The organism is Pseudomonas sp. MCal1, assembly GCF_026341415.1.
GTDB lineage: Bacteria > Pseudomonadota > Gammaproteobacteria > Pseudomonadales > Pseudomonadaceae > Aquipseudomonas.
The window spans coordinates 176,205-195,491 of sequence record NZ_JAKUMP010000006.1 but is presented as its reverse complement, the minus strand read 5'-3'; the positions used below and the strand labels follow the sequence as shown (position 1 = coordinate 195,491).

At 61.1% G+C, this 19,287-nt stretch carries 17 protein-coding genes; 4 read left to right on the top strand and 13 right to left on the bottom strand.

The genetic code is table 11. The features are described 5' to 3' along the window. Positions 1-65: 65 nt before the first annotated feature. From guaB to MKZ87_RS12370, 3 genes are all read right to left on the bottom strand, one after another. Positions 66-1,535, bottom strand: coding sequence for an IMP dehydrogenase (gene guaB, locus MKZ87_RS12380; protein WP_011335798.1), 1,470 nt, complete (start codon positions 1,533-1,535; stop codon positions 66-68). 115 nt (positions 1,536-1,650) lie between these two features. After that, complete coding sequence (locus MKZ87_RS12375; RefSeq protein WP_085610914.1) at positions 1,651-2,199, bottom strand: sugar ABC transporter ATPase; 549 nt, start codon at positions 2,197-2,199, stop codon at positions 1,651-1,653. 73 nt (positions 2,200-2,272) lie between these two features. Further along, positions 2,273-3,040 (bottom strand): sulfite exporter TauE/SafE family protein, encoded by a 768-nt coding sequence (locus tag MKZ87_RS12370; protein WP_085699809.1) that lies wholly within the window; start codon positions 3,038-3,040, stop codon positions 2,273-2,275. Between the two features lie 100 nt (positions 3,041-3,140). Here MKZ87_RS12370 and MKZ87_RS12365 point away from each other — a divergent pair, with 100 nt between their 5' ends. The 4 genes from MKZ87_RS12365 (at position 3,141) to leuA (ending at position 8,290) form a co-directional block, all read left to right on the top strand. Then, positions 3,141-4,028 carry a LysR family transcriptional regulator gene (locus tag MKZ87_RS12365; protein ID WP_234205940.1) on the top strand — a complete coding sequence of 296 codons (888 nt, stop codon included), beginning with the start codon at positions 3,141-3,143 and terminating at the stop codon, positions 4,026-4,028. Between the two features lie 10 nt (positions 4,029-4,038). After that, positions 4,039-5,418: an exodeoxyribonuclease VII large subunit gene (gene xseA, locus MKZ87_RS12360; protein WP_085699813.1), complete on the top strand. Its 1,380-nt coding sequence runs from the start codon at positions 4,039-4,041 to the stop codon at positions 5,416-5,418. Positions 5,419-5,421: 3 nt separating this feature from the next. After that, the gene (locus tag MKZ87_RS12355) at positions 5,422-6,243 is read left to right on the top strand and encodes a peptidoglycan DD-metalloendopeptidase family protein (protein ID WP_085701755.1); all 822 of its coding nucleotides are present in this window, start codon (positions 5,422-5,424) and stop codon (positions 6,241-6,243) included. Positions 6,244-6,610: 367 nt separating this feature from the next. Then, positions 6,611-8,290, top strand: a complete 1,680-nt coding sequence (gene leuA, locus MKZ87_RS12350) for a 2-isopropylmalate synthase (protein ID WP_007956672.1) — start codon at positions 6,611-6,613, stop codon at positions 8,288-8,290. 109 nt (positions 8,291-8,399) lie between these two features. Here leuA and MKZ87_RS12345 read toward each other — a convergent pair whose 3' ends face one another. The 10 genes from MKZ87_RS12345 to rlmN all read right to left on the bottom strand — a co-directional run bounded on the left by MKZ87_RS12345 (position 8,400) and on the right by rlmN (position 19,281). Then, positions 8,400-9,191, bottom strand: coding sequence for an amidohydrolase (locus tag MKZ87_RS12345; protein WP_085699819.1), 792 nt, complete (start codon positions 9,189-9,191; stop codon positions 8,400-8,402). After that, on the bottom strand, positions 9,179-10,327 hold the full coding sequence (locus MKZ87_RS12340; protein WP_227233465.1) for a pyridoxal phosphate-dependent aminotransferase: 1,149 nt from the start codon (positions 10,325-10,327) through the stop codon (positions 9,179-9,181). The genes MKZ87_RS12345 and MKZ87_RS12340 overlap by 13 nt, the downstream gene beginning before the upstream one ends. 117 nt (positions 10,328-10,444) lie before the next feature. Then, a complete protein-coding gene (der, locus tag MKZ87_RS12335; protein ID WP_085699823.1) occupies positions 10,445-11,917 on the bottom strand; it encodes a ribosome biogenesis GTPase Der in 1,473 nt (490 codons plus the stop codon). Positions 11,918-12,057: 140 nt separating this feature from the next. Next, complete coding sequence (gene bamB / locus MKZ87_RS12330; RefSeq protein ID WP_227233466.1) at positions 12,058-13,209, bottom strand: outer membrane protein assembly factor BamB; 1,152 nt, start codon at positions 13,207-13,209, stop codon at positions 12,058-12,060. After that, the gene (locus MKZ87_RS12325) at positions 13,202-13,843 is read right to left on the bottom strand and encodes a tetratricopeptide repeat protein (RefSeq protein WP_011335807.1); all 642 of its coding nucleotides are present in this window, start codon (positions 13,841-13,843) and stop codon (positions 13,202-13,204) included. The genes bamB and MKZ87_RS12325 overlap by 8 nt, the downstream gene beginning before the upstream one ends. 41 nt (positions 13,844-13,884) lie before the next feature. Beyond that, on the bottom strand, positions 13,885-15,174 hold the full coding sequence (hisS, locus tag MKZ87_RS12320) for a histidine--tRNA ligase (protein WP_085699827.1): 1,290 nt from the start codon (positions 15,172-15,174) through the stop codon (positions 13,885-13,887). 22 nt (positions 15,175-15,196) lie between these two features. Continuing rightward, a complete protein-coding gene (gene ispG / locus MKZ87_RS12315; RefSeq protein WP_007956680.1) occupies positions 15,197-16,306 on the bottom strand; it encodes a flavodoxin-dependent (E)-4-hydroxy-3-methylbut-2-enyl-diphosphate synthase in 1,110 nt (369 codons plus the stop codon). Positions 16,307-16,309: 3 nt separating this feature from the next. Further along, positions 16,310-17,362, bottom strand: a complete 1,053-nt coding sequence (locus tag MKZ87_RS12310; protein WP_085699829.1) for a RodZ domain-containing protein — start codon at positions 17,360-17,362, stop codon at positions 16,310-16,312. After that, entirely contained in the window at positions 17,362-18,120 is a 759-nt protein-coding gene (gene pilW / locus MKZ87_RS12305) for a type IV pilus biogenesis/stability protein PilW (RefSeq protein WP_085701757.1), read from the bottom strand. The genes MKZ87_RS12310 and pilW overlap by 1 nt, the downstream gene beginning before the upstream one ends. 12 nt (positions 18,121-18,132) lie before the next feature. Next, positions 18,133-19,281 carry a 23S rRNA (adenine(2503)-C(2))-methyltransferase RlmN gene (rlmN, locus tag MKZ87_RS12300; RefSeq protein ID WP_085684616.1) on the bottom strand — a complete coding sequence of 383 codons (1,149 nt, stop codon included), beginning with the start codon at positions 19,279-19,281 and terminating at the stop codon, positions 18,133-18,135. Positions 19,282-19,287 lie beyond the last annotated feature (6 nt).

The following is a 19,287-nucleotide window of genomic DNA, read 5'->3' as shown; positions in this document are numbered from 1 at the left end:
TTGATTCAGAAACAACTCGGGGCTGAATAAAACAGCCCCGGTCATTTGACGTTTTGCTTGAAGCCTCAACCTACGCGGTAGTTTGGCGCTTCCTTGGTGATCTGCACGTCGTGGACGTGGGATTCGGCCATACCTGCACCGGTGATCCGCACGAACTCAGGCTTGGTGCGCATCTCTTCGATGTTGGCGCTGCCGGTGTAACCCATCGAGGAACGCAGACCGCCCATCAACTGGTGAATGATCGCGCTCAGGGTGCCCTTGTAAGGAACACGGCCTTCGATGCCTTCCGGAACGAGTTTCTCGGCGCCTGCCGAGGAGTCCTGGAAGTAACGGTCGGAGGAGCCTTGAGCCTGGGACATGGCGCCCAGCGAACCCATGCCGCGATAAGCCTTGTAAGAACGGCCCTGGAACAGTTCGATCTCGCCCGGCGCTTCTTCGGTACCGGCGAACATCGAGCCCATCATCACGCAGGACGCACCGGCCACGATGGCCTTGGACAGGTCACCGGAGAAACGGATGCCGCCGTCGGCGATCAACGGAACGCCAGTGCCTTCAAGGGCTGCGGCGACGTTGGCGATGGCACTGATTTGCGGAACGCCGACACCGGCGACGATACGGGTGGTGCAGATCGAGCCAGGGCCGATACCGACCTTGACCGCGTCGGCGCCAGCTTCGGCCAGAGCCTTGGCGGCTGCGCCGGTGGCGATGTTGCCGCCGATCACCTGCACTTCAGGGAAGTTCTCCTTGACCCAGCGAACGCGGTCGATCACGCCTTTGGAGTGACCGTGAGCGGTGTCGACCACCACCACGTCCACACCGGCATTGACCAGGGCAGCAACGCGGTCACCGGTGTCTTTACCGGTACCGACCGCAGCGCCGACGCGCAGACGACCCTGGTCGTCCTTGCTGGCCAGTGGGTAAGCCTTGGCTTTTTCGATGTCTTTGACGGTCATCATGCCTTTGAGGGCAAACTTGTCGTCGACGATCAGGACTTTTTCCAGACGGTGCTTGTGCAGCAGCTCGCGGACTTCGTTCTTGTCGGCGCCTTCGCGAACAGTGACCAGACGCTCTTTGGGCGTCATCACTTCGCGAACGGTGGCGTCCAGACGGGTTTCGAAACGCACGTCACGGGAAGTGACGATGCCGACCAGGTCGCCATCGTGCAGAACCGGAACGCCGGAAATGTTGTGCATGCGGGTCAGTTCGAACAGATCACGAACCGTGGCGTCAGCCTCGATGGTGATTGGGTCCTTGACCACACCGGCTTCGAACTTCTTGACCTTGCGAACTTCGGCAGCTTGCTGCTCGATGGTCATGTTCTTGTGGATAATGCCGATGCCACCTTCCTGAGCCATGGCGATTGCCAGACGGGCTTCGGTAACGGTGTCCATGGCGGCAGAAACCAGAGGAATGTTCAGCTCGATGCCACGGGTAAGGCGGGTCTTCAGACTGACTTCGTTAGGAAGCACCTCGGAATAACCGGGCACTAGGAGAATGTCATCGAAGGTCAGAGCTTCTTGGCTGATACGCAGCATCGCGGGGGCTCCCGAGCGGGAAAATGGAAGCGCGCCATTATAGTCAGACACCCCCTCGGGTTCAATGTAAAACTTGTCTTATATCAATGTTGCTGATGTACGGAAAAAGCGGCCTCTAAAGCTCGACCTTGACCCAGCTCACCGGCTGATCCAGCCAGTCGGCGAATTCGTCTATGAAGCTCTGCTTGAACCCCGCCTCCAGCCAGTTGTTGAAGATGAACCCGAGGTTGGAAAAACCGCACTCCTGCAAATACAGAAAGCCGTTGATGTCGTCTTCATGCCCGCACTCAGGGCAGGTGAAGTTGTCAGTGCGGCCCGGCATCCAGTCTTCCAGGCTTTCGAACAATGCTTCGCCGATTTCCTGACGGCACTCGGCACAACCAGCCTCCTCGAGAAAACCCTTGGCTGGCGTGTAGATACAGCGCTTGGTGATGACTTCCAGCCCATTGATCGGCTCACCGAACGGCAGCGCCTCGGGGTATAGCACCACCGCGCGGGCGCCATCGGCGATGGCGTAGGCCATGCGATTGCCGGTGCGTCCACAGGTGCTCAGCTCTTCCTTGACGATGTTCTTGCGCACCAGCCAGCGCAGGATCGCCCGGGCCCGGGGCTCGTGCACCGGCAGGTTGGAGATTTTCGGGACGATGATGCTTTGGGAATTCATGGTGCAAGCCTGCTGCGTCAAAGGATGTTCTGCGACGAACGCGGCCGGCAGCTTAATCCCTGACAAAATCCGGTCAAGTGCTTAAATAGCGGCCGATCAGCGCAATCCCGCTTGCCAGCACCAGCCAGGTCACCAGCCGCACGAAGGCCTCGCGGGACAGACGCATGGTCAAGCGCCGCCCGCCCCACAAGCCCAGCGCCATGGCTGGCAACAGGCACAGCGCAAGCATCAACAAGGGTAGCTCGGCATACACACCGGCAATGGCGAACAGGCTCAAACGCACCACCGTGCTGCAACTGATCAGCGCACTTTGCGTGGCCCGGGCTGCGTCCTTGGGCAGTCGGCTGTTGAGGTAGATCGCATAAAGAAAGCCACCACTGCCGAACAAAGCCCCGAACAGCCCGCCCACCGTGCCCATCGGCAATGCCCACCCGGCGGACAACTGCGTCGGCCGTGCCTTGATCCACAAGCTGTAGATCGCATAGGCACTGATGAACAGCCCCATCAACAGCAGCAAAAGATCGGATTTGAGGTTCAGCAGAAAAATCACCCCCAGCGTGCAACCCACCGCCATGCACGGCAGCAGCCGCAGCAATTCCGGTTTCGCCACATCCCGCCGCGAAGGCAGCAAATTGCCGAACGCCGCGACGAAATCCAGCAACACCAGCAACGGCACGATTTTCGACAGCGGCATGAACAGAATCAGAATTGGCCCCGCCACCAGCGCCGTACCGAAACCGGCAATCCCGAAGACGATGTAGGCCAGCGCGATGGCCAGTCCGATCACCACCCAGCCCTGCGCGCCCCACGACCATTCGCTCAACAAACCCGCCACGCTCATCCATTCGCTTCCTTTATAGACCTGCGATGACTTTAGCCAGCGCCGAGGGTTGCGACTAATATCATCGAATTCGCCAAGCCATCTCGAAAAGGCATGCCTCGTGCTTTCAACCCGTCAATTGCGCTACTTCGTGGAAATCGCCGAAAGCGGCAGCTTCAGCGCCGCAGCCGAACGGCTGTTCATCGCTCAATCGGCGTTGAGCCGGCAGATCAAGGACATGGAAACCCGCCTGCAAACACCGCTGTTCGAACGCACCGCGCGTCAGCCCCGGCTCACCGCTGCTGGCGAAGCGTTCCTGCCCCGGGCGAGAAACCTGCTCAATGAACTGAACAAGGCCAGCACCCTGGCCACGGAGATCGGCCAGGGCCAACGCGGCACTTTGCGCGTGTGTCACTCCAGCACCGTCCCGATCAGTGGCCGGCTGCTGAGCGACATGAGCGCATATCTTGAGCAACAACCCGGCGTTTCGCTGGACATCGGCACGCTCTCCTCGGAAACACAACTTGAAGAACTGGCCGAGGGCCGGCTCGACATCGGCCTTCTGCGTCTGCCAGTACTGCGCCAGCGTGAAGGCGTTCAGGTTGTGCCGCTCTATACCGAGCGCCTGCTGCTTGCCGTGCCGACGAATCATCGACTGGCGTTGGTGGAGGCAGTCGACTTGGCGCAATTGAGGGACGAAGCGTTTATCTCCATCCCGCATCCGCAGCGCGGCGGGCTGAGTTATTTGTGCGCCGACCTGTGCATGCGTCACGGTTTCTTCCCTCAGGCTGCGCGGGTGATGTCGCGCAAGACCACGCAACTGCAGTTGATCCAGGCCGGATTCGGCATCGCGCTACTGCCGGAATCGATGCAGGATATCGCGCCCGCCGGTGTGAGATTTGTCCCGCTGACCGGCGATTGCCAGAGCACCGTCGCCCTCGCCTCTCGGCAAAATCCCACAGCTCTGGTGCAACACTTCCTCCAGACATTCACCGGCGAATGCCTTTAAACTGCGCCCCATGATTAAAGATCCCTTTGCAAGACTCGGCCTGGACCGCGAAGTCCTGACCGTCAGCCAGCTCAACGGCCGCGCGCGGGTGTTGCTTGAAGACGTGTTCAGCAACATCTGGGTTGAAGGCGAAATCTCCAACCTCGCCCGCCCGGCGTCCGGCCACGTGTATTTCACGCTCAAGGACAGCGGCGCGCAGGTGCGTTGCGCACTGTTCCGCCAGAATGCCGCGCGGGTGCGTCAGGCGCTGAAGGATGGCCTGGCGGTCAAGGTGCGCGGCAAGGTCTCGCTGTTCGAAGGGCGTGGCGACTATCAGCTGATCCTCGACACCGTGGAGCCTGCCGGTGACGGCGCCCTGCGCCTGGCCTTCGATGCGCTGAAGGAAAAGCTCAGCGCCGAGGGCCTGTTCAGTGCCGAACGCAAGGTGCCGCTTCCGGCGCATCCGCAACGCATCGGCATCATCAGTTCACCGACCGGCGCGGTGATTCGCGACATCATCAGCGTGTTTCGCCGTCGCGCGCCGCAAGTGCAACTGACGCTGATCCCGACTGCCGTTCAGGGCCGTGAAGCCACCGCGCAGATCGTCCGCGCTTTGAAAATGGCGGATGCCCGTGGCTTCGACGCGCTGATCCTGGCCCGTGGCGGCGGCTCGCTGGAAGACCTCTGGTGCTTTAACGAAGAGGCCGTGGCCCGGGCAGTGGATGCCTGCGTCACGCCGATCGTCAGCGCAGTCGGCCATGAAACCGATGTGTCGATCAGCGACTTCGTGGCCGACGTGCGCGCCCCCACGCCGTCCGCTGCTGCTGAACTGCTTGCACCGGACTCCAGTCACCTGATCCGTCAGGTCGAAAGCCTGCATCGCCGACTGGTGATGCGCATGCGTGATCGCCTGATGCGCGATCGCCTGCGGCTCGAGGGCGTGACCCGCCGCTTGCGCCATCCCGGCGAACGTCTGCGCCAGCAGGCACAGCGTCTGGATGACCTCGACATGCGCATGCGCCGTGCCTTCGAGCGTCAGCTCAATACCCGCCGCGAACGCCTGATCCGCCTGGAAACCCGCCTCGCCGGGCAACACCCGGGACGCCAACTGGCCCTGTTGCGCCAACGCCTCGACAGCCTCGCCGAACGCCTGCCACGCGCCATGAACGAAGGCCTGAAACGTCGCCGCCTGCAGCTGCAAAGCCAGATGCAGACGTTGCACGTGGTCAGCCCGTTGGCGACGCTCGGCCGTGGCTACAGCATTCTGCTGGATGAGCGCGGCAATGCGATCCGCAACGCCGCGCAGACCCACACCGGCCAGCGCCTCAAAGCCAGACTGGGCGAAGGCGAGCTGCAAGTGCGCGTCGAGGACAACCACCTGACGCCCGTCACTCTCTCTTTACTGGACTGATCCATGCCGCGTTTTCTCGCTCCGCTGCTGTTGCTGTGCCTGACCTTCAACGCCCACGCCGACAGTTACATCACCCGCCTGCTGAACAAACCGGTGCCGGGCGGCGTGGCAGTCGTCAATCTGGGCAGCGCCGCGCAAGCGCCGAAAGCCACGTACCAGGGCAAACCGGTGCTGGTCGTCAAGGAACAGAACAACTGGCTGGCGATTGTCGGCGTTCCGCTGACCGTCAAACCCGGTATTCAACAGATCAGCAGTGGCGGCCGTAACCTCAACTTCAATGTCGGCAACAAGAAATACCCGGAACAGCACATCACCCTGAAGAACACTCAGCAGGTCAATCCGAACCCGGCCAATCTCAAGCGCATCGAGAGCGAACTGGCCGAGCAGATCAAGGCCTATCGCAGTTTCAGCCCGAACACCCCAAGCAACCTGCTGCTGGACAAACCGGTCAACGGGCCGCTGTCGAGCAAGTTCGGCGTGCGCCGTTTCTTCAACGGTGAAGAGCGCAATCCACACGCAGGTCTGGACTTCGCGGTGCCGGCGGGCACGCCGATCAAGACCCCGGCGGCGGGCAAGGTGATCCTGATCGGCAACTACTTCTTCAATGGCAACACGGTGTTCGTCGACCACGGCCAGGGCTTCATCAGTATGTTCTGTCATATGTCGAAGATTGATGTGCAGAACGGCCAGCAACTGGCGCGTGGTGCGGTGGTTGGCAAGGTGGGCGCCACAGGTCGGGCGACCGGACCGCATATGCACTGGAACGTCAGCCTGAACGATGCGCGAGTCGATCCGGCGATTTTCATCGGGGCTTTCCAGCCTTGATTTGCGGATGAGGCGACGGCCCTCATCGCGAGCAAGCTCGCTCCCACAGCGATTGCGCACGACGAACGGACTGCGCAATCTCTGCAAACAATCAATCTGATTCAGAGAATAAAATCTCGGAAAAAACCGCTTTCCGAGTATTCCTCTCAATTTTTTTCGACTGCTTGCCATCCTCATCCCCCGCGGTTAGGGTTGAGGGCATGAAAACCTCTCACACCCTCATTCAGCTTCGCCAGCACCGCAGCCTGTGCCTCGTCAGCGCACGACTGCCGGGCTGAATCGCTGCGCCTCGTCCCACGCTTTTCCAAGAACGTTCGTTCCACCGGCAGGCCGCCTCTTTTCGGCCCAGACAATAAGGAATTTCCCGATGAGCATGCTCAAAGACCCGTCTTCGAAATACCGCGCGTTTCCTGTGATCAACCTGCCGGACCGTACCTGGCCATCGAAAACCATCGATGCCGCGCCGATCTGGTGCAGCTCCGACCTGCGTGACGGCAACCAGTCGTTGATCGAGCCAATGGACGCGGTGAAAAAGCTGCGCTTCTGGAAAACCCTGGTGCAGGTGGGCGTGAAGGAAATCGAAGCCTCGTTCCCGGCCGCTTCGCAAACCGACTTCGACTTCGTGCGCACCCTGATCGAAGACGGCCACATCCCGGACGACACCACCATCCAGGTGCTGACCCAGGGCCGTGAAGACCTGATCGAGCGCACTTTCGAATCCCTGCGCGGGGCGAAGAAAGCCATCGTTCACCTGTACAACGCCACCTCCCCTTCTTTCCGTCGCATCGTGTTCAACCAGGACAAGGACGGGATCAAGGCCATCGCCGTCAACGCCGCCAAGCTGTTCGTCAAATACGCAGCCATGCAGCCGGACACCGAGTGGACATTCGAATACTCGCCGGAAACCTTTAGCGCCACCGAGCTGGAATTCGCCAAGGAAGTCTGTGATGCGGTGATCGAGGTCTGGAACCCGACGCCTGAGCACAAGATCATCCTCAACCTGCCGGCCACCGTTGAATGCGCGACCCCGAACGTCTACGCCGACCAGATCGAGTGGTTCCACCGCAACATCAACCGTCGTGACAGCGTGATCATCAGCCTGCACACCCACAACGACCGTGGCACTGGCGTGGCCGCCACCGAACTGGGCCTGATGGCCGGTGCCGACCGCGTCGAAGGCTGCCTGTTCGGCAACGGCGAGCGTACCGGCAACGTCGACCTCGTGACCGTGGCACTGAACATGTACACCCAGGGCCTTGACCCGCAACTGGACTTCTCCGACATCGACGGCGTGCGCAAAGTCGTTGAAGAGTGCAACCAGATTCAGGTTCACCCGCGTCACCCATACGTCGGCGACCTGGTGCACACCGCATTCTCCGGCTCCCACCAGGACGCAATCCGCAAGGGCTTCGCCCAGCAGAAATCCGACGCACTGTGGGAAGTACCGTACTTGCCGATCGACCCGGCCGACATCGGTCGCAGCTACGAGGCGGTGATCCGCGTCAACAGCCAGTCGGGCAAGGGCGGCATCGCTTACCTGCTGGAACAGGAATACGGCATCAGCCTGCCGCGTCGCATGCAGATCGAATTCAGCCAGGTCGTGCAGCGTGAAACCGATCGCCTGGGCCTGGAGATGACTGCGCAGCAGATCCACGCGCTGCTGCACAGCGAATACCTGCAAGCCAATACCCCGTACGCGCTGGTCAGCCATCGCTTGCAGGAAGAAAACGGCAATAGCGCCGTCGAAGTGGAAGTGGCGAGCAAAGGTCAGGGCGAAACCAACCTGCACTGGCGCGGCAAGGGCAACGGCGCGCTGGAAGCGCTGGTGGCCGGTCTGCCGATTCCGGTGGAAATCATGGACTACAACGAACACGCCATCGGCGCAGGCACCAACGCCAAGGCGGCGGCCTACATCGAACTGCGTGTGAACGGCGAGCGTGCGGTGCACGGTGTGGGTATCGATGAAAACATCACCACCGCCAGCTTCAAGGCCCTGTTCAGCGCGCTGAACCGCTCGCTGAGCCAGCCGGAAGCGAAAGCGGCGTAACTGATCGCTGCAATGCAAAAGGCCCCGGAGTTCGCACTCCGGGGCCTTTTTATTTTCTATCTGATCGTTCCCACGCGGAGCGTGGGAACGATCTAGGTGATCTGGGCTATCAGGTGAACTCGAAGGTGTCCGCATCCAGATTCGCCGGAAACCGCTCGCGGTAAGCCGCCAGCGAAGCCGCTTCCAGAACCACCTTGAACACCCCGTCAGCCTCTCCGGCCGCGAGCAACGTCTCGCCCTGGAAGTCCAGCACCTGACTGTCGCCTGTATACGCAAAGCCTTTGCCATCGGTGCCAACCCGGTTGACCGCCGCTACATAACAAAGGTTTTCAATGGCCCGGGCCGGTAGCAGCCGGTTCCAGTGCTGACGCCGCGCGCCCGGCCAGTTGGCGGTGTACAACAACAGATCGGTGTCCTGCGCGTCGCGGCTCCACACCGGGAAGCGCAAGTCGTAGCAGATCAGCGGACGCACCCGCCAGCCCTTGAGTTCGAACTGCACCTGGCGCTCGCCGGGGGTGTAGTGGTTGTGCTCGCCGGCCATGCGAAACAGGTGACGCTTGTCGTAATACAGCACTTCGCCGTCCGGGCGAGCCCACAGCAAGCGGTTGCGGTGGCTGCCGTCGGCGGCCTGGATGATCACGCTGCCGGTGACGACCGCGTTCAGCTTCGCAGCCTGGGCCCGCAGCCATTTGCTGGTCGGGCCGTTTTCGGCTTCGGCCAAGGTTTCGGATTCCATGGAGAATCCGGTGGTGAACATTTCCGGCAGGATAATCAGATCCGCACCGCGCGCCTGCTCCAGCAAAACGTCGAAATGCTCGAGATTGGCCTGACGGTCATGCCAGGCCAGGCTGGTCTGGATCAGCGCCAGATTGAGATCGGGCAACGCACTCAGATCACGCATAGTTTGGCCGCCGCTTCCCGCAGCGTCTCCTCACGTTTGGCAAAGCACAGGCGCACCAGGCGCTGGCCTTCAGGTGGACTCTGGTAGAACACCGACACCGGAATACTCGCCACGCCGTGCTCGCGGGTCATCCACATTGCCATTTCGACATCGTTCAGGTCGGGGCGAATCTGCGAGTAATCGACCAACTGGAAATAGGTGCCGGTGACCCGGGTGAAACTGAATCGCGACGGCGCGAGCAAATCACAGAACAGATCGCGCTTGGCCTGATAGAACCCCGGCAGTTCTTCGACGTGCTCCGGATGCTCGGCCATGTAATCGGCCAGCGCATACTGCAGCGGCGTCACGCCACAGAAACTGACGTATTGATGCACCTTGCGCAGCTCGGCGGTCAGCGCTGGCGGCGCCACGACGTAACCGGTTTTCCAGCCGGTGACGTGATAGGTCTTGCCGAACGAGCTGACCACGAAGGCGCGCTGATACAACTCTTCGTGGGCCAGCACGCTGACATGCGGAACGCCGTCGTACACCAGGTGTTCGTAGACTTCGTCGCTGATCACATAAATGTCGCGATCGCGGATCAGCGCCGCCAGCTGGTCCAGCTCTGCGCGACTGATCAGGGCGCCGCTGGGGTTGTGCGGGGTGTTGAGGATGATCATCCGCGTGCGCGGACTCAGCGCTGCACTGAGCTTGTCGAAGTCGATGGAGAAATCATCCAGACCGAGTTGCACATGCACACAGCGCCCACCGGCCAGTTCCACCGACGGCTCGTAGCTGTCATAGGCGGGGTCGAACACGATGACTTCGTCGCCGCTGTGGATAACCGCCTGGATGGCGCAGAAGATCGCCTGGGTCGCGCCCGGGGTCACGGTCACCTCGGTGTCGGCATCGACGTTGACGTTATAACTGCGGGCGATTTTCGCCGCGATCTGCTGGCGCAGCGCCGGCAGGCCGGTCATGGGCGAATACTGGTTATGGCCGCTGGCGATGTGTCGACCGACCGCGTCGCGCAGTGCCTGCGGGCCGTCGAAATCGGGAAAACCCTGGGAAAGGTTGATCGCTCCGGTCTGCGCCGCGAGCTGAGACATCTGCGTGAAAATCGTGATGCCGACATTCGGCAGCTTGCTGGTGATCATCGGGGTTCCCTGCTCTGCCCCGGCTCTGACGACGGCGCGGGAGAGCCCGAGGATAGCCCATCCGGCGCCCATAAAAAAAGGGCGCCAGACGGCGCCCTTCTCTCTTGATGACCGGGATCAGCGCTTGTCGCGGCGCTTCTTGCTGGCTTTCTTGTTGTGCGACATCAAGCGACGCTTCTTGTTGACCTGGCGGTCGGTCAGCGTGTTCTTGTTGCCTTCGTACGGGTTCTCACCGCCCTTGAACTCGATACGGATCGGCGTACCGACCAGTTTGAGCACACGGCGATAAGTGTTTTCCAGATAGCGCACGTACGAGTTCGGCACTTTTTCGATCTGGTTGCCGTGGATCACAATCAGCGGCGGGTTGGCGCCACCAAGGTGGGCATAGCGCAGCTTGATCCGGCGGCCGTTGACCATCGGTGGCTGATGCTCGCTGACCGCGTCTTCGAGGATCTGGGTCAGACGGCTGGTCGGCCAGCGGGTGACCGCCGACTTGAAGGAGTTCTGCACCGAAGCGTAGAGGTTCCCCACGCCAGTACCGTGCAGGGCCGAGATGAAGTGGATGTCGGCGAAGTCAACGAAGAACAACCGGCGTTCCAGCTCGGTCTTCACGTAGTCACGCTCGCCCGGCGTCATGCCATCCCACTTGTTCAGCGCGATGACCAATGCACGGCCAGACTCCAGTGCAAAACCGAGCAGGTTGAGGTCGTGATCGACCACACCTTCGCGGGCGTCCATCACGAAGATCACCACGTTGGCGTCTTTGATGGCCTGCAGGGTTTTCACCACGGAGAACTTTTCGACTTCTTCGTGGATCTTGCCGCGCTTGCGCACACCGGCAGTGTCGATCAGCGTGTACTTCTCGTCGTTACGCTCGAACGGGATGTAGATACTGTCGCGAGTGGTGCCCGGCTGGTCGTAGACGATCACCCGCTCTTCACCGAGCATGCGGTTGACCAGCGTCGACTTGCCGACGTTCGGTCGGCCGATGATGGCGATCTTGATGCCGTCCTTTTCGCTCGGGCCAGGAATACGCTTGGCTTCCTCGCCTTCGGCGACTTCCTCCTGCTCTTCGCCTTCCTGCGGCTCGTCCTCATCTTTCGGGAATTCGCTCAGGGCGATTTCCAGCAATTGAGTGATGCCGCGACCATGCGCGCCGGCGATCGGGATCGCATCGCCCATGCCCATCGGCGCGAATTCTGCGCGAGCCATTTCCGGATCGATGTTGTCGACCTTGTTGGCGACCACGTAGGAACGCTTGTTACGCTTGCGCAGGTGTTCGCCGATCATCTGGTCGGCGGCGGTGAAACCGGCCTTGGCATCTACCAGGAACAGAACGACATCTGCTTCTTCGATGGCCAGCAGCGACTGCTCGGCCATTTTTTCGTCCATACCATGCTCGTCACCGGAGATACCGCCGGTGTCGATCAGAATGTAGGAACGCCCTTGCCACTTGGCCTCACCGTACTGGCGATCACGGGTCAGACCGGACAAGTCGCCGACGATGGCGTCGCGAGTCCTGGTCAGGCGGTTGAACAAGGTGGACTTGCCGACGTTCGGTCGGCCCACCAGGGCGATTACGGGAACCATGCGGCTCTCCACTTCGTTATTTCAGAAAATACAAAAGCCGCTGCGAGGCAGCGGCTGGTGCTCGGGGCAACGCCCATGGGTGTTGCAAACCCTGCCGGAGCAGGGCCGCTTGGGGATCAACCCCAAGCATAGTCAAACCATTACTTGATGGTCAGGGCTTCCAGTTTGCCGCTGTTGCCATACACATAAATCGTGTCACCCACCACCAGCGGACGGGCGCGCAGGCCGTCGCTGTCGATGCGCTCGCGGCCGACGAAACGACCGTCCACCTGACTCAGCAGGTGCAGGTAACCTTCCAGGTCACCAACTGCAACGTAGCTGGAGAACACTTCCGGCGCCGACAGTTGACGACGGGCCAGGGAGTCGTTGCTCCACAGTGCTGTGGTGGAACGCTCGTCGACGCCTTCAACGGTGCCCGACGACAGGCTTACGTAAACGTTGCCGAAACCCTGTGCAACACCGGCGTAGCTCGACGCGTCGCGCTGCCAGAGTTGACGGCCGCTTTCCAGATCCAGCGCCGCAACGCGACCCTGATAGCTGGCTACGTACAAGGTGCCGCCGGACAGCAGCAGACCGCCGTCGATGTCGACCACGCGCTCCAGCTCCGAACGACCTTGTGGAATCGCGATCCGCTGTTCCCAGACCGGCACGCCGTTGGAAATGTCGAGAGCGACCACTTTACCGGTCGACAGGCCAGCCACCGCGAGGCGGTTGGTGACGATCGGTGCGCTGGTGCCGCGCAGGGTCAGTACGGCCGGCGTGCTGTCATACACCCAGCGCTGGTTGCCGGTGGACGCGTCCAGACCGATCAGACGATCGTCCTGGGTCTGTACCACCACCACGTCACCGTTGCTGGCCGGTGGCGCGAGGACTTCGCTGTTGACGCGCGAGCGCCACTTCTCTTCGCCGTTGATGGCATCGAGGGCAACGACTTCACCGCGCAGGGTGCCGACCATGACCAGACCGTAACCCACGCCAACGGCGCCGGACACAGGCAGTTCAAGGTCTTTCTTCCATTTCACGTCGCCATTGCTGCGATCCAGGCCCATCACGATACCGGTCACGTCGGCCGCGTAGATGGTGTCACCGTCGATCGCCGGCACCAGCATGTTGTACGTTTCGCCCTGACCGTCACCGATCGAACGGCTCCACTGCTTGTGCAGGACCACTTCTTCTTTGAAGTCGGTCAGCTCGGCCGGTGGCAGTTCTTTTTTGCTGTTGCTGCTGCAACCCGCGGCCAGAATGGCCAGAGCCAGCACTGCTGCATGCTTCCAACCGATCACGTCACGCATCCCCTTTGGCCAGGTCGTCCAGCTTGATTTGAAGGCCACCGACCGCCGCTTCATCCGACAGTGCCGCCTTGGCTTTTTGATACGCCGCGTTCGCTTCGTCGGTACGGCCCAGCTGTACCAGCAGGTCGCCCTTGAGTTCTTCGCGAGTGGCCAGGAACGACTTGTCGGCATCGCCTTCGAGCAGTTTCAGGGCTTCATCGGCCTTGTTCTGTGCACCCAGTACCTGCGCCAGACGCTGACGGGCGATTTCGCCCAGCGCCGGGTTGGCCGGTTTGGCCACGATGGCCTTGAGTTCGGTCGCAGCATCGTCCAGCTTGCCGCTGTCGACCGCTACCTTGGCCACGAACAGGCTGCCGTACTGCGCGTAGGCAGAACCGCCGAATTCGCTGTTGAGCTTGCCGGCCAGATCCGCAACGCGCGCGGCGTCAGGCTTGCCGTCCGGGGTCAGCGTGGTTTCCAGCAATTGCTGATAGAGCACCGAGGCGCCTTGCGACTGGTTGCTCTGATACTTGTGATAAGCCTGCCAGCCGAACACGATGACCAGCGCCAACAGGCCGCCGGTGACCAGAGGTTTGCCGTTGCGTGTCCACCAGTCCTTCAAATCCGCCAACTGTTCGTCTTCGGTACTCGACACCCCAATACTCCTTAATCGCTAAATCGGCTGTTTGGACAGCTTCAACCCTGCACGACGCAGGTGGCCAGGTGTGCAGCGAGCGCATCCCAGGCAATGCTTTGTTGTTCGCCCTGGCCACGCAGGGGTTTGAAACCTACCACTTGCTGGGCCATTTCGTCGTCACCGAGGATCAGTGCGTACAACGCACCGCTCTTGTCGGCTTTCTTGAACTGGCTCTTGAAGCTTCCGGCGCCGGCATTGACTTGCAGACGCAGGTTGGGCAGTTGGTCGCGTACACGCTCGGCCAGGGCCAGACCGGCCAGCTCTGCTTCTTCGCCGAAGGCGCAGAGATAGACGTCGACCTGACGGGAGATTTCTTCCGGAATCTGCTCCAGGGTTTCCAGCAGCAGCACCAGACGTTCGATGCCCATGGCGAAACCGACGCCCGGAGTCGGCTTGCCGCCCATCTGCTCGACCAGGCCGTCATAGCGCCCACCCGCGCAGACGGTGCCCTGGGCGCCGAGCTTGTCGGTGACCCATTCGAATACGGTCTTGCTGTAGTAATCCAGACCACGCACCAGCTTCGGGTTCAGCACGTAAGGAATGCCGACGGCATCCAGACGGGCCTTCAGGCCTTCGAAGTGGGCACGGGATTCGTCATCCAGGTAGTCGGCCATTTTCGGCGCATTGACCAGCACGGCCTGGGTGTCGGCATTTTTGGTGTCGAGCACGCGCAGCGGGTTGGTTTTCAGGCGACGCTGGCTGTCTTCGTCCAGTTTGTCGTGGTGCGCCGAGAGATACTCGACCAGCGCTTCACGATAACGACCGCGGGACTCGCTGGTGCCGAGGCTGTTGAGCTCGAGCTTGACCGCATCACGGATGCCCAGCTCGCCCCACAGGCGCCAGGTCAGCACGATCAGTTCGGCGTCGATGTCCGGACCGTCGAGGTTGAACACCTCCAGACCGATCTGGTGAAACTGGCGATAACGGCCTTTTTGCGGGCGCTCGTGACGGAACATCGGGCCGATGTACCAGAGTTTCTGTACCTGGCCACCGCCGGTGATGCCGTGCTCGAGCACCGCACGCACGCAAGCGGCCGTGCCTTCCGGACGCAGGGTCAGGGAGTCGCCGTTGCGATCGTCAAAGGTGTACATCTCTTTTTCGACGATGTCGGTCACTTCACCGATCGAGCGCTTGAACAGCTCGGTGAACTCGACGATCGGCATGCGGATCTGCTTGTAACCGTAGTTATCCAGCAAACGCGAAACAGTGCCTTCGAAGTAGCGCCATACCGGAGTCTGTTCCGGCAGGATGTCGTTCATGCCACGAATGGCTTGCAGGGACTTGCTCACAGAAATTCCTTAATTCGTTCGATCAGCCGCGCGCGATAACCGCTGCGTCAGCTTCGACCTTCTCGGCCGCTTTCTCGCGGATCAGCTTTTCCAGCTCGTCCACCAGATTGTCATTCGTCAGCTTCTGCGACGGCTTGCCGTCGATGTAAATCAGGTTTGGCGTGCCGCCGGTCAGGCCGATATGGGCTTCCTTGGCTTCGCCGGGGCCGTTGACCACACAACCGATCACCGCGACATCCAGCGGCACCAGCAGGTCTTCAAGGCGCCCTTCCAGCTCGTTCATGGTCTTGACCACATCGAAGTTCTGCCGCGAGCAGCTCGGGCAGGCGATGAAGTTGATGCCACGGGAACGCAGATGCAAAGACTTGAGAATGTCGTAACCGACCTTCACTTCCTCGACCGGGTCGGCCGCCAGGGAGATGCGGATGGTATCGCCAATCCCCTCGGCGAGCAGCATACCTAGGCCCACGGCGGATTTCACTGTACCGGAACGCAATCCACCGGCTTCGGTGATGCCCAGGTGCAGCGGCTGGACGATTTCCTTGGCCAGCAGACGGTAGGCTTCAACGGCCATGAACACGTCGGAAGCCTTCACGCTGACCTTGAAGTCCTGGAAATTCAGGCGTTCAAGGTGTTCGACGTGACGCAGGGCGGATTCGACCAACGCGGCCGGCGTCGGCTCGCCGTATTTCTTTTGCAGGTCTTTTTCCAGGGAACCGGCGTTGACGCCGATACGGATCGGGATACCGCGGTCACGGGCGGCATCGACCACCGCACGCACTCGGTCTTCGCGACCGATGTTGCCCGGGTTGATGCGCAGGCAATCCACACCCAGTTCGGCCACGCGCAAAGCGATCTTGTAGTCGAAATGGATGTCGGCAACCAACGGCACCTTGACCAGTTGCTTGATCTTGCCGAACGCCTCGGCGGCGTCCATGTCCGGCACCGAAACGCGGACGATGTCGACGCCGGCGGCTTCCAGACGGTTGATCTGCGCGACGGTGGCAGCGACGTCATTGGTGTCGCTGTTGGTCATGCTCTGCACAGCGATAGGGGCATCGCCGCCCACGGGCACGTTACCGACCCAGATCTTGCGCGATTCGCGACGTTTGATTGGAGATTCGCCGTGCATGACTTATTGACCCAACTTCAGGCGAGCGGTCTCGCCACTGGTGAACGGAGCAACATCGACCGGCTGGCCGTTGTAGCTGACCTGGGCGCCACGGGCTACGCCCAGACGCACGGCAAACGGAGGCTTGCCGACGACAGACAGGCTGTCGCCCTTACGCTTGAGGCCGCTGTACAGCACTTTGCCGCTGCCATCGGTCACTTGAGTCCAGCAATCGGCGATGAACTGCACCTGAACCTGGCCTTGACCTGCAGCCGGAGCAACTGGCGCTGTCGGCGCGGGTGCAGCGACGACCGGAGCTGCCGGGGCGGTGACGGTCGGCGCCGGCGTGGTCGGAGCGGCAGGTGCCGGATTCGCTGGAGCAGTAACCACAGGCGCTGGCGTATGGGCCGGGGCAGCCGGAGTGGCGGCTGGCGCAGCGGGTGCCGGAGCAACCGGTGCGGTCGCTGGGGCTGCAGTCTCGGCACCGGTCGATTCAGCCGTGGTTTCCGACTGTGGCAGCGCCAGAGAGGTGGAGCCCTCGGCCTCGCCTTCCGCGACGGCCTGGTCTTCCGGCTCGTCCAGCGGATGAATCTGGGTGGTGCCGTCGGCGCCTTCGACTTCGACGTGTTCCGGGGTCAGGCCGATCAGGTCCTTGGTACGCAGCGAAGTCTGATCCTGCCACCAGACGAAACCGCCGCCGATGACCGCAATCAGCAGCAACAGGCTGACGATACGCAAAATGGTGTGGGAAACCCGCACCGGCTCTTCGATACGGCCCAGGGCGTGGACGTTGCTGCCCTGGGAATCGGTGCCGGTGGACTGGTCGAATTGCTGGACCAGAACGGTCTGGTCCATGCCAAGCAATTTGGCGTACGCGCGAATGTAGCCGCGAGCAAAGGTATGCCCGGGCAACTTGTCGAATGCGCCGGCTTCAAGATTGCTCAGGGAAGTCACGGTGAGGTTGAGCTTGAGGGCCACTTCGGCCAGCGACCAGCCATTGCTTTCGCGGGCCTGGCGCAGGGTCTCACCGGGATTAACGCGATTCGCTGCTACAACTTCGGGATGCGCCGCTTTCATCATTGCTCCGACAGGTATTGCTGATATTCCGGCGTACCGGGATAGAGTCGTTTTAATTGCAGGCCCGCACTGGCGGCCTTGTCGCGATCTTCAAATACTTTTGCCAACCGAACGGCGAGCAACAGACTACGTGCATTTTGCTCGGAGAGCTGGCTGAAACGGTCGTAATAGTCACGCGCGGGCACATAATGCCTGTCTTCGAATGACAACTCAGCCATTTCCAGCAATGCCCTTGGCTGCTGGCGGTTCAAACGCAGCGCTTTTTCCAGCTGCTGCTGCGCCAGATCACGCTTCCCGAGCTTCGCCGCCGTCATGCCGAGGTTTTCGAATACCCGCGAACGCTCAGGATACAGGGTATCGGCGGCTGCCTGTTCAAATCGCTCGTAGGCTTCCTTGTAACGCTGTTCTTCGTAGAGAAAACTGCCGTAGTTGTTGAGGATGCGTGCATCGGCGGGACGGGAGGACAAGGCTTTGCGGAAGTGTTCGTCAGCCAGTTTCGGTTCCATTTCAGCCTGGAATACCAGCCCCAGCGCGGCATTGGCGTCGGGATCCGAACCGTCCAGCTCCAGGGCCTTCTTCAGTGGAACCTTGGCCCGCTCGGTCATGCCCTGCTGCAAGTATCCCAGCCCCAGTTGCACGTAGGCAGCACGCGCTTCGTCACGGCCCTTGCTGGTCTTCATCGGGTTGTAATCGCCCGACAGGACACAACCAGCACACAGGCTGGTCAACAGCAACAGCAGCGCAAAGCGCAGGGACATAGAGATCCTCTCTTAGTTAGTGTTCGCGGCGTTCTGTGCCAGATCGCTGTCGGCGCTCAATTCACGCACGGCGATGTAACGTTCGCTGCGACGGGTGCGATCCAGCACCTGCCCTACCAATTGACCACAAGCCGCGTCGATGTCTTCACCACGAGTGGTGCGCACAGTGACGTTGAAACCGGCCTGGTGAAGCTGATCCTGGAACCGGCGGATGGCGTTGTTGCTCGGCCGCTCGTACCCGGAATGCGGGAACGGGTTGAACGGAATCAGGTTGATCTTGCACGGAATGTCTTTCAGCAACTCGATCATTTCCACGGCGTGCTCAAGCTTGTCGTTGACGTCCTTGAGCAAGGTGTACTCGATGGTCAGCACGCGCTTCTCGCCCAGTTCGGACATGTAGCGCTGGCACGACTCGAGCAGCATCTTAAGCGGATATTTCTTGTTGATCGGCACCAATTGGTTACGCAATGCGTCATTCGGTGCGTGCAGGGACAACGCCAGGGATACGTCGATATGCTTGGCCAGCTCATCGATCATCGGCACCACACCCGACGTGGACAGGGTCACGCGGCGCTTGGAGATCCCGTAGCCCAGGTCATCCATCATCAGATGCATGGCGGCCACGACGTTATCGAAGTTCAGCAGCGGTTCGCCCATGCCCATCATCACCACGTTGGTGATGGCGCGGTCGATGGTAGCCGGAACACTGCCGAAGGATTTGTTGGCAATCCACACCTGGCCGATGACTTCGGCGGCGGTGAGGTTGCTGTTGAAGCCTTGCTTGCCGGTGGAGCAGAAACTGCAGTCCAGGGCACAGCCTGCCTGGGACGAAACGCACAGAGTGCCGCGTTTGCCCTGGGGGATGTAAACGGTCTCGACACAGCTGCCGGACGCCACGCGCACCACCCACTTGCGGGTGCCGTCGCTGGAAATGTCCTCGCTGACCACTTCGGGACCACGGACCTCGGCAACAGCCTTGAGCTTTTCGCGCAAGGCCTTGCTGACGTTCGTCATGGCGTCGAAATCATCGACGCCAAAGTGGTGAATCCATTTCATTACCTGACCGGCACGGAAACGCTTCTCCCCGATTGAGTCGAAGAATTTTTCCATTTCCGGCTGGGTCAGCCCCAGCAGGTTGGTTTTAACAGTCGATGTAGTCATGGATTC

What these genes read in the sequence shown, in the direction of transcription:
- guaB (WP_011335798.1), bottom strand. Translation starts at nt 1,535, where the DNA reads ATGCTGCGTATCAGCCAAGAAGCTCTGACCTTCGATGACATTCTCCTA.
- MKZ87_RS12375 (WP_085610914.1), bottom strand. Translation starts at nt 2,199, where the DNA reads ATGAATTCCCAAAGCATCATCGTCCCGAAAATCTCCAACCTGCCGGTG.
- MKZ87_RS12370 (WP_085699809.1), bottom strand. Translation starts at nt 3,040, where the DNA reads ATGAGCGTGGCGGGTTTGTTGAGCGAATGGTCGTGGGGCGCGCAGGGC.
- xseA (WP_085699813.1), top strand. Translation starts at nt 4,039, where the DNA reads ATGATTAAAGATCCCTTTGCAAGACTCGGCCTGGACCGCGAAGTCCTG.
- MKZ87_RS12355 (WP_085701755.1), top strand. Translation starts at nt 5,422, where the DNA reads ATGCCGCGTTTTCTCGCTCCGCTGCTGTTGCTGTGCCTGACCTTCAAC.
- leuA (WP_007956672.1), top strand. Translation starts at nt 6,611, where the DNA reads ATGAGCATGCTCAAAGACCCGTCTTCGAAATACCGCGCGTTTCCTGTG.
- MKZ87_RS12345 (WP_085699819.1), bottom strand. Translation starts at nt 9,191, where the DNA reads ATGCGTGATCTGAGTGCGTTGCCCGATCTCAATCTGGCGCTGATCCAG.
- MKZ87_RS12340 (WP_227233465.1), bottom strand. Translation starts at nt 10,327, where the DNA reads ATGATCACCAGCAAGCTGCCGAATGTCGGCATCACGATTTTCACGCAG.
- der (WP_085699823.1), bottom strand. Translation starts at nt 11,917, where the DNA reads ATGGTTCCCGTAATCGCCCTGGTGGGCCGACCGAACGTCGGCAAGTCC.
- bamB (WP_227233466.1), bottom strand. Translation starts at nt 13,209, where the DNA reads ATGCGTGACGTGATCGGTTGGAAGCATGCAGCAGTGCTGGCTCTGGCC.
- ispG (WP_007956680.1), bottom strand. Translation starts at nt 16,306, where the DNA reads ATGCACGGCGAATCTCCAATCAAACGTCGCGAATCGCGCAAGATCTGG.
- MKZ87_RS12310 (WP_085699829.1), bottom strand. Translation starts at nt 17,362, where the DNA reads ATGAAAGCGGCGCATCCCGAAGTTGTAGCAGCGAATCGCGTTAATCCC.
- pilW (WP_085701757.1), bottom strand. Translation starts at nt 18,120, where the DNA reads ATGTCCCTGCGCTTTGCGCTGCTGTTGCTGTTGACCAGCCTGTGTGCT.
- rlmN (WP_085684616.1), bottom strand. Translation starts at nt 19,281, where the DNA reads ATGACTACATCGACTGTTAAAACCAACCTGCTGGGGCTGACCCAGCCG.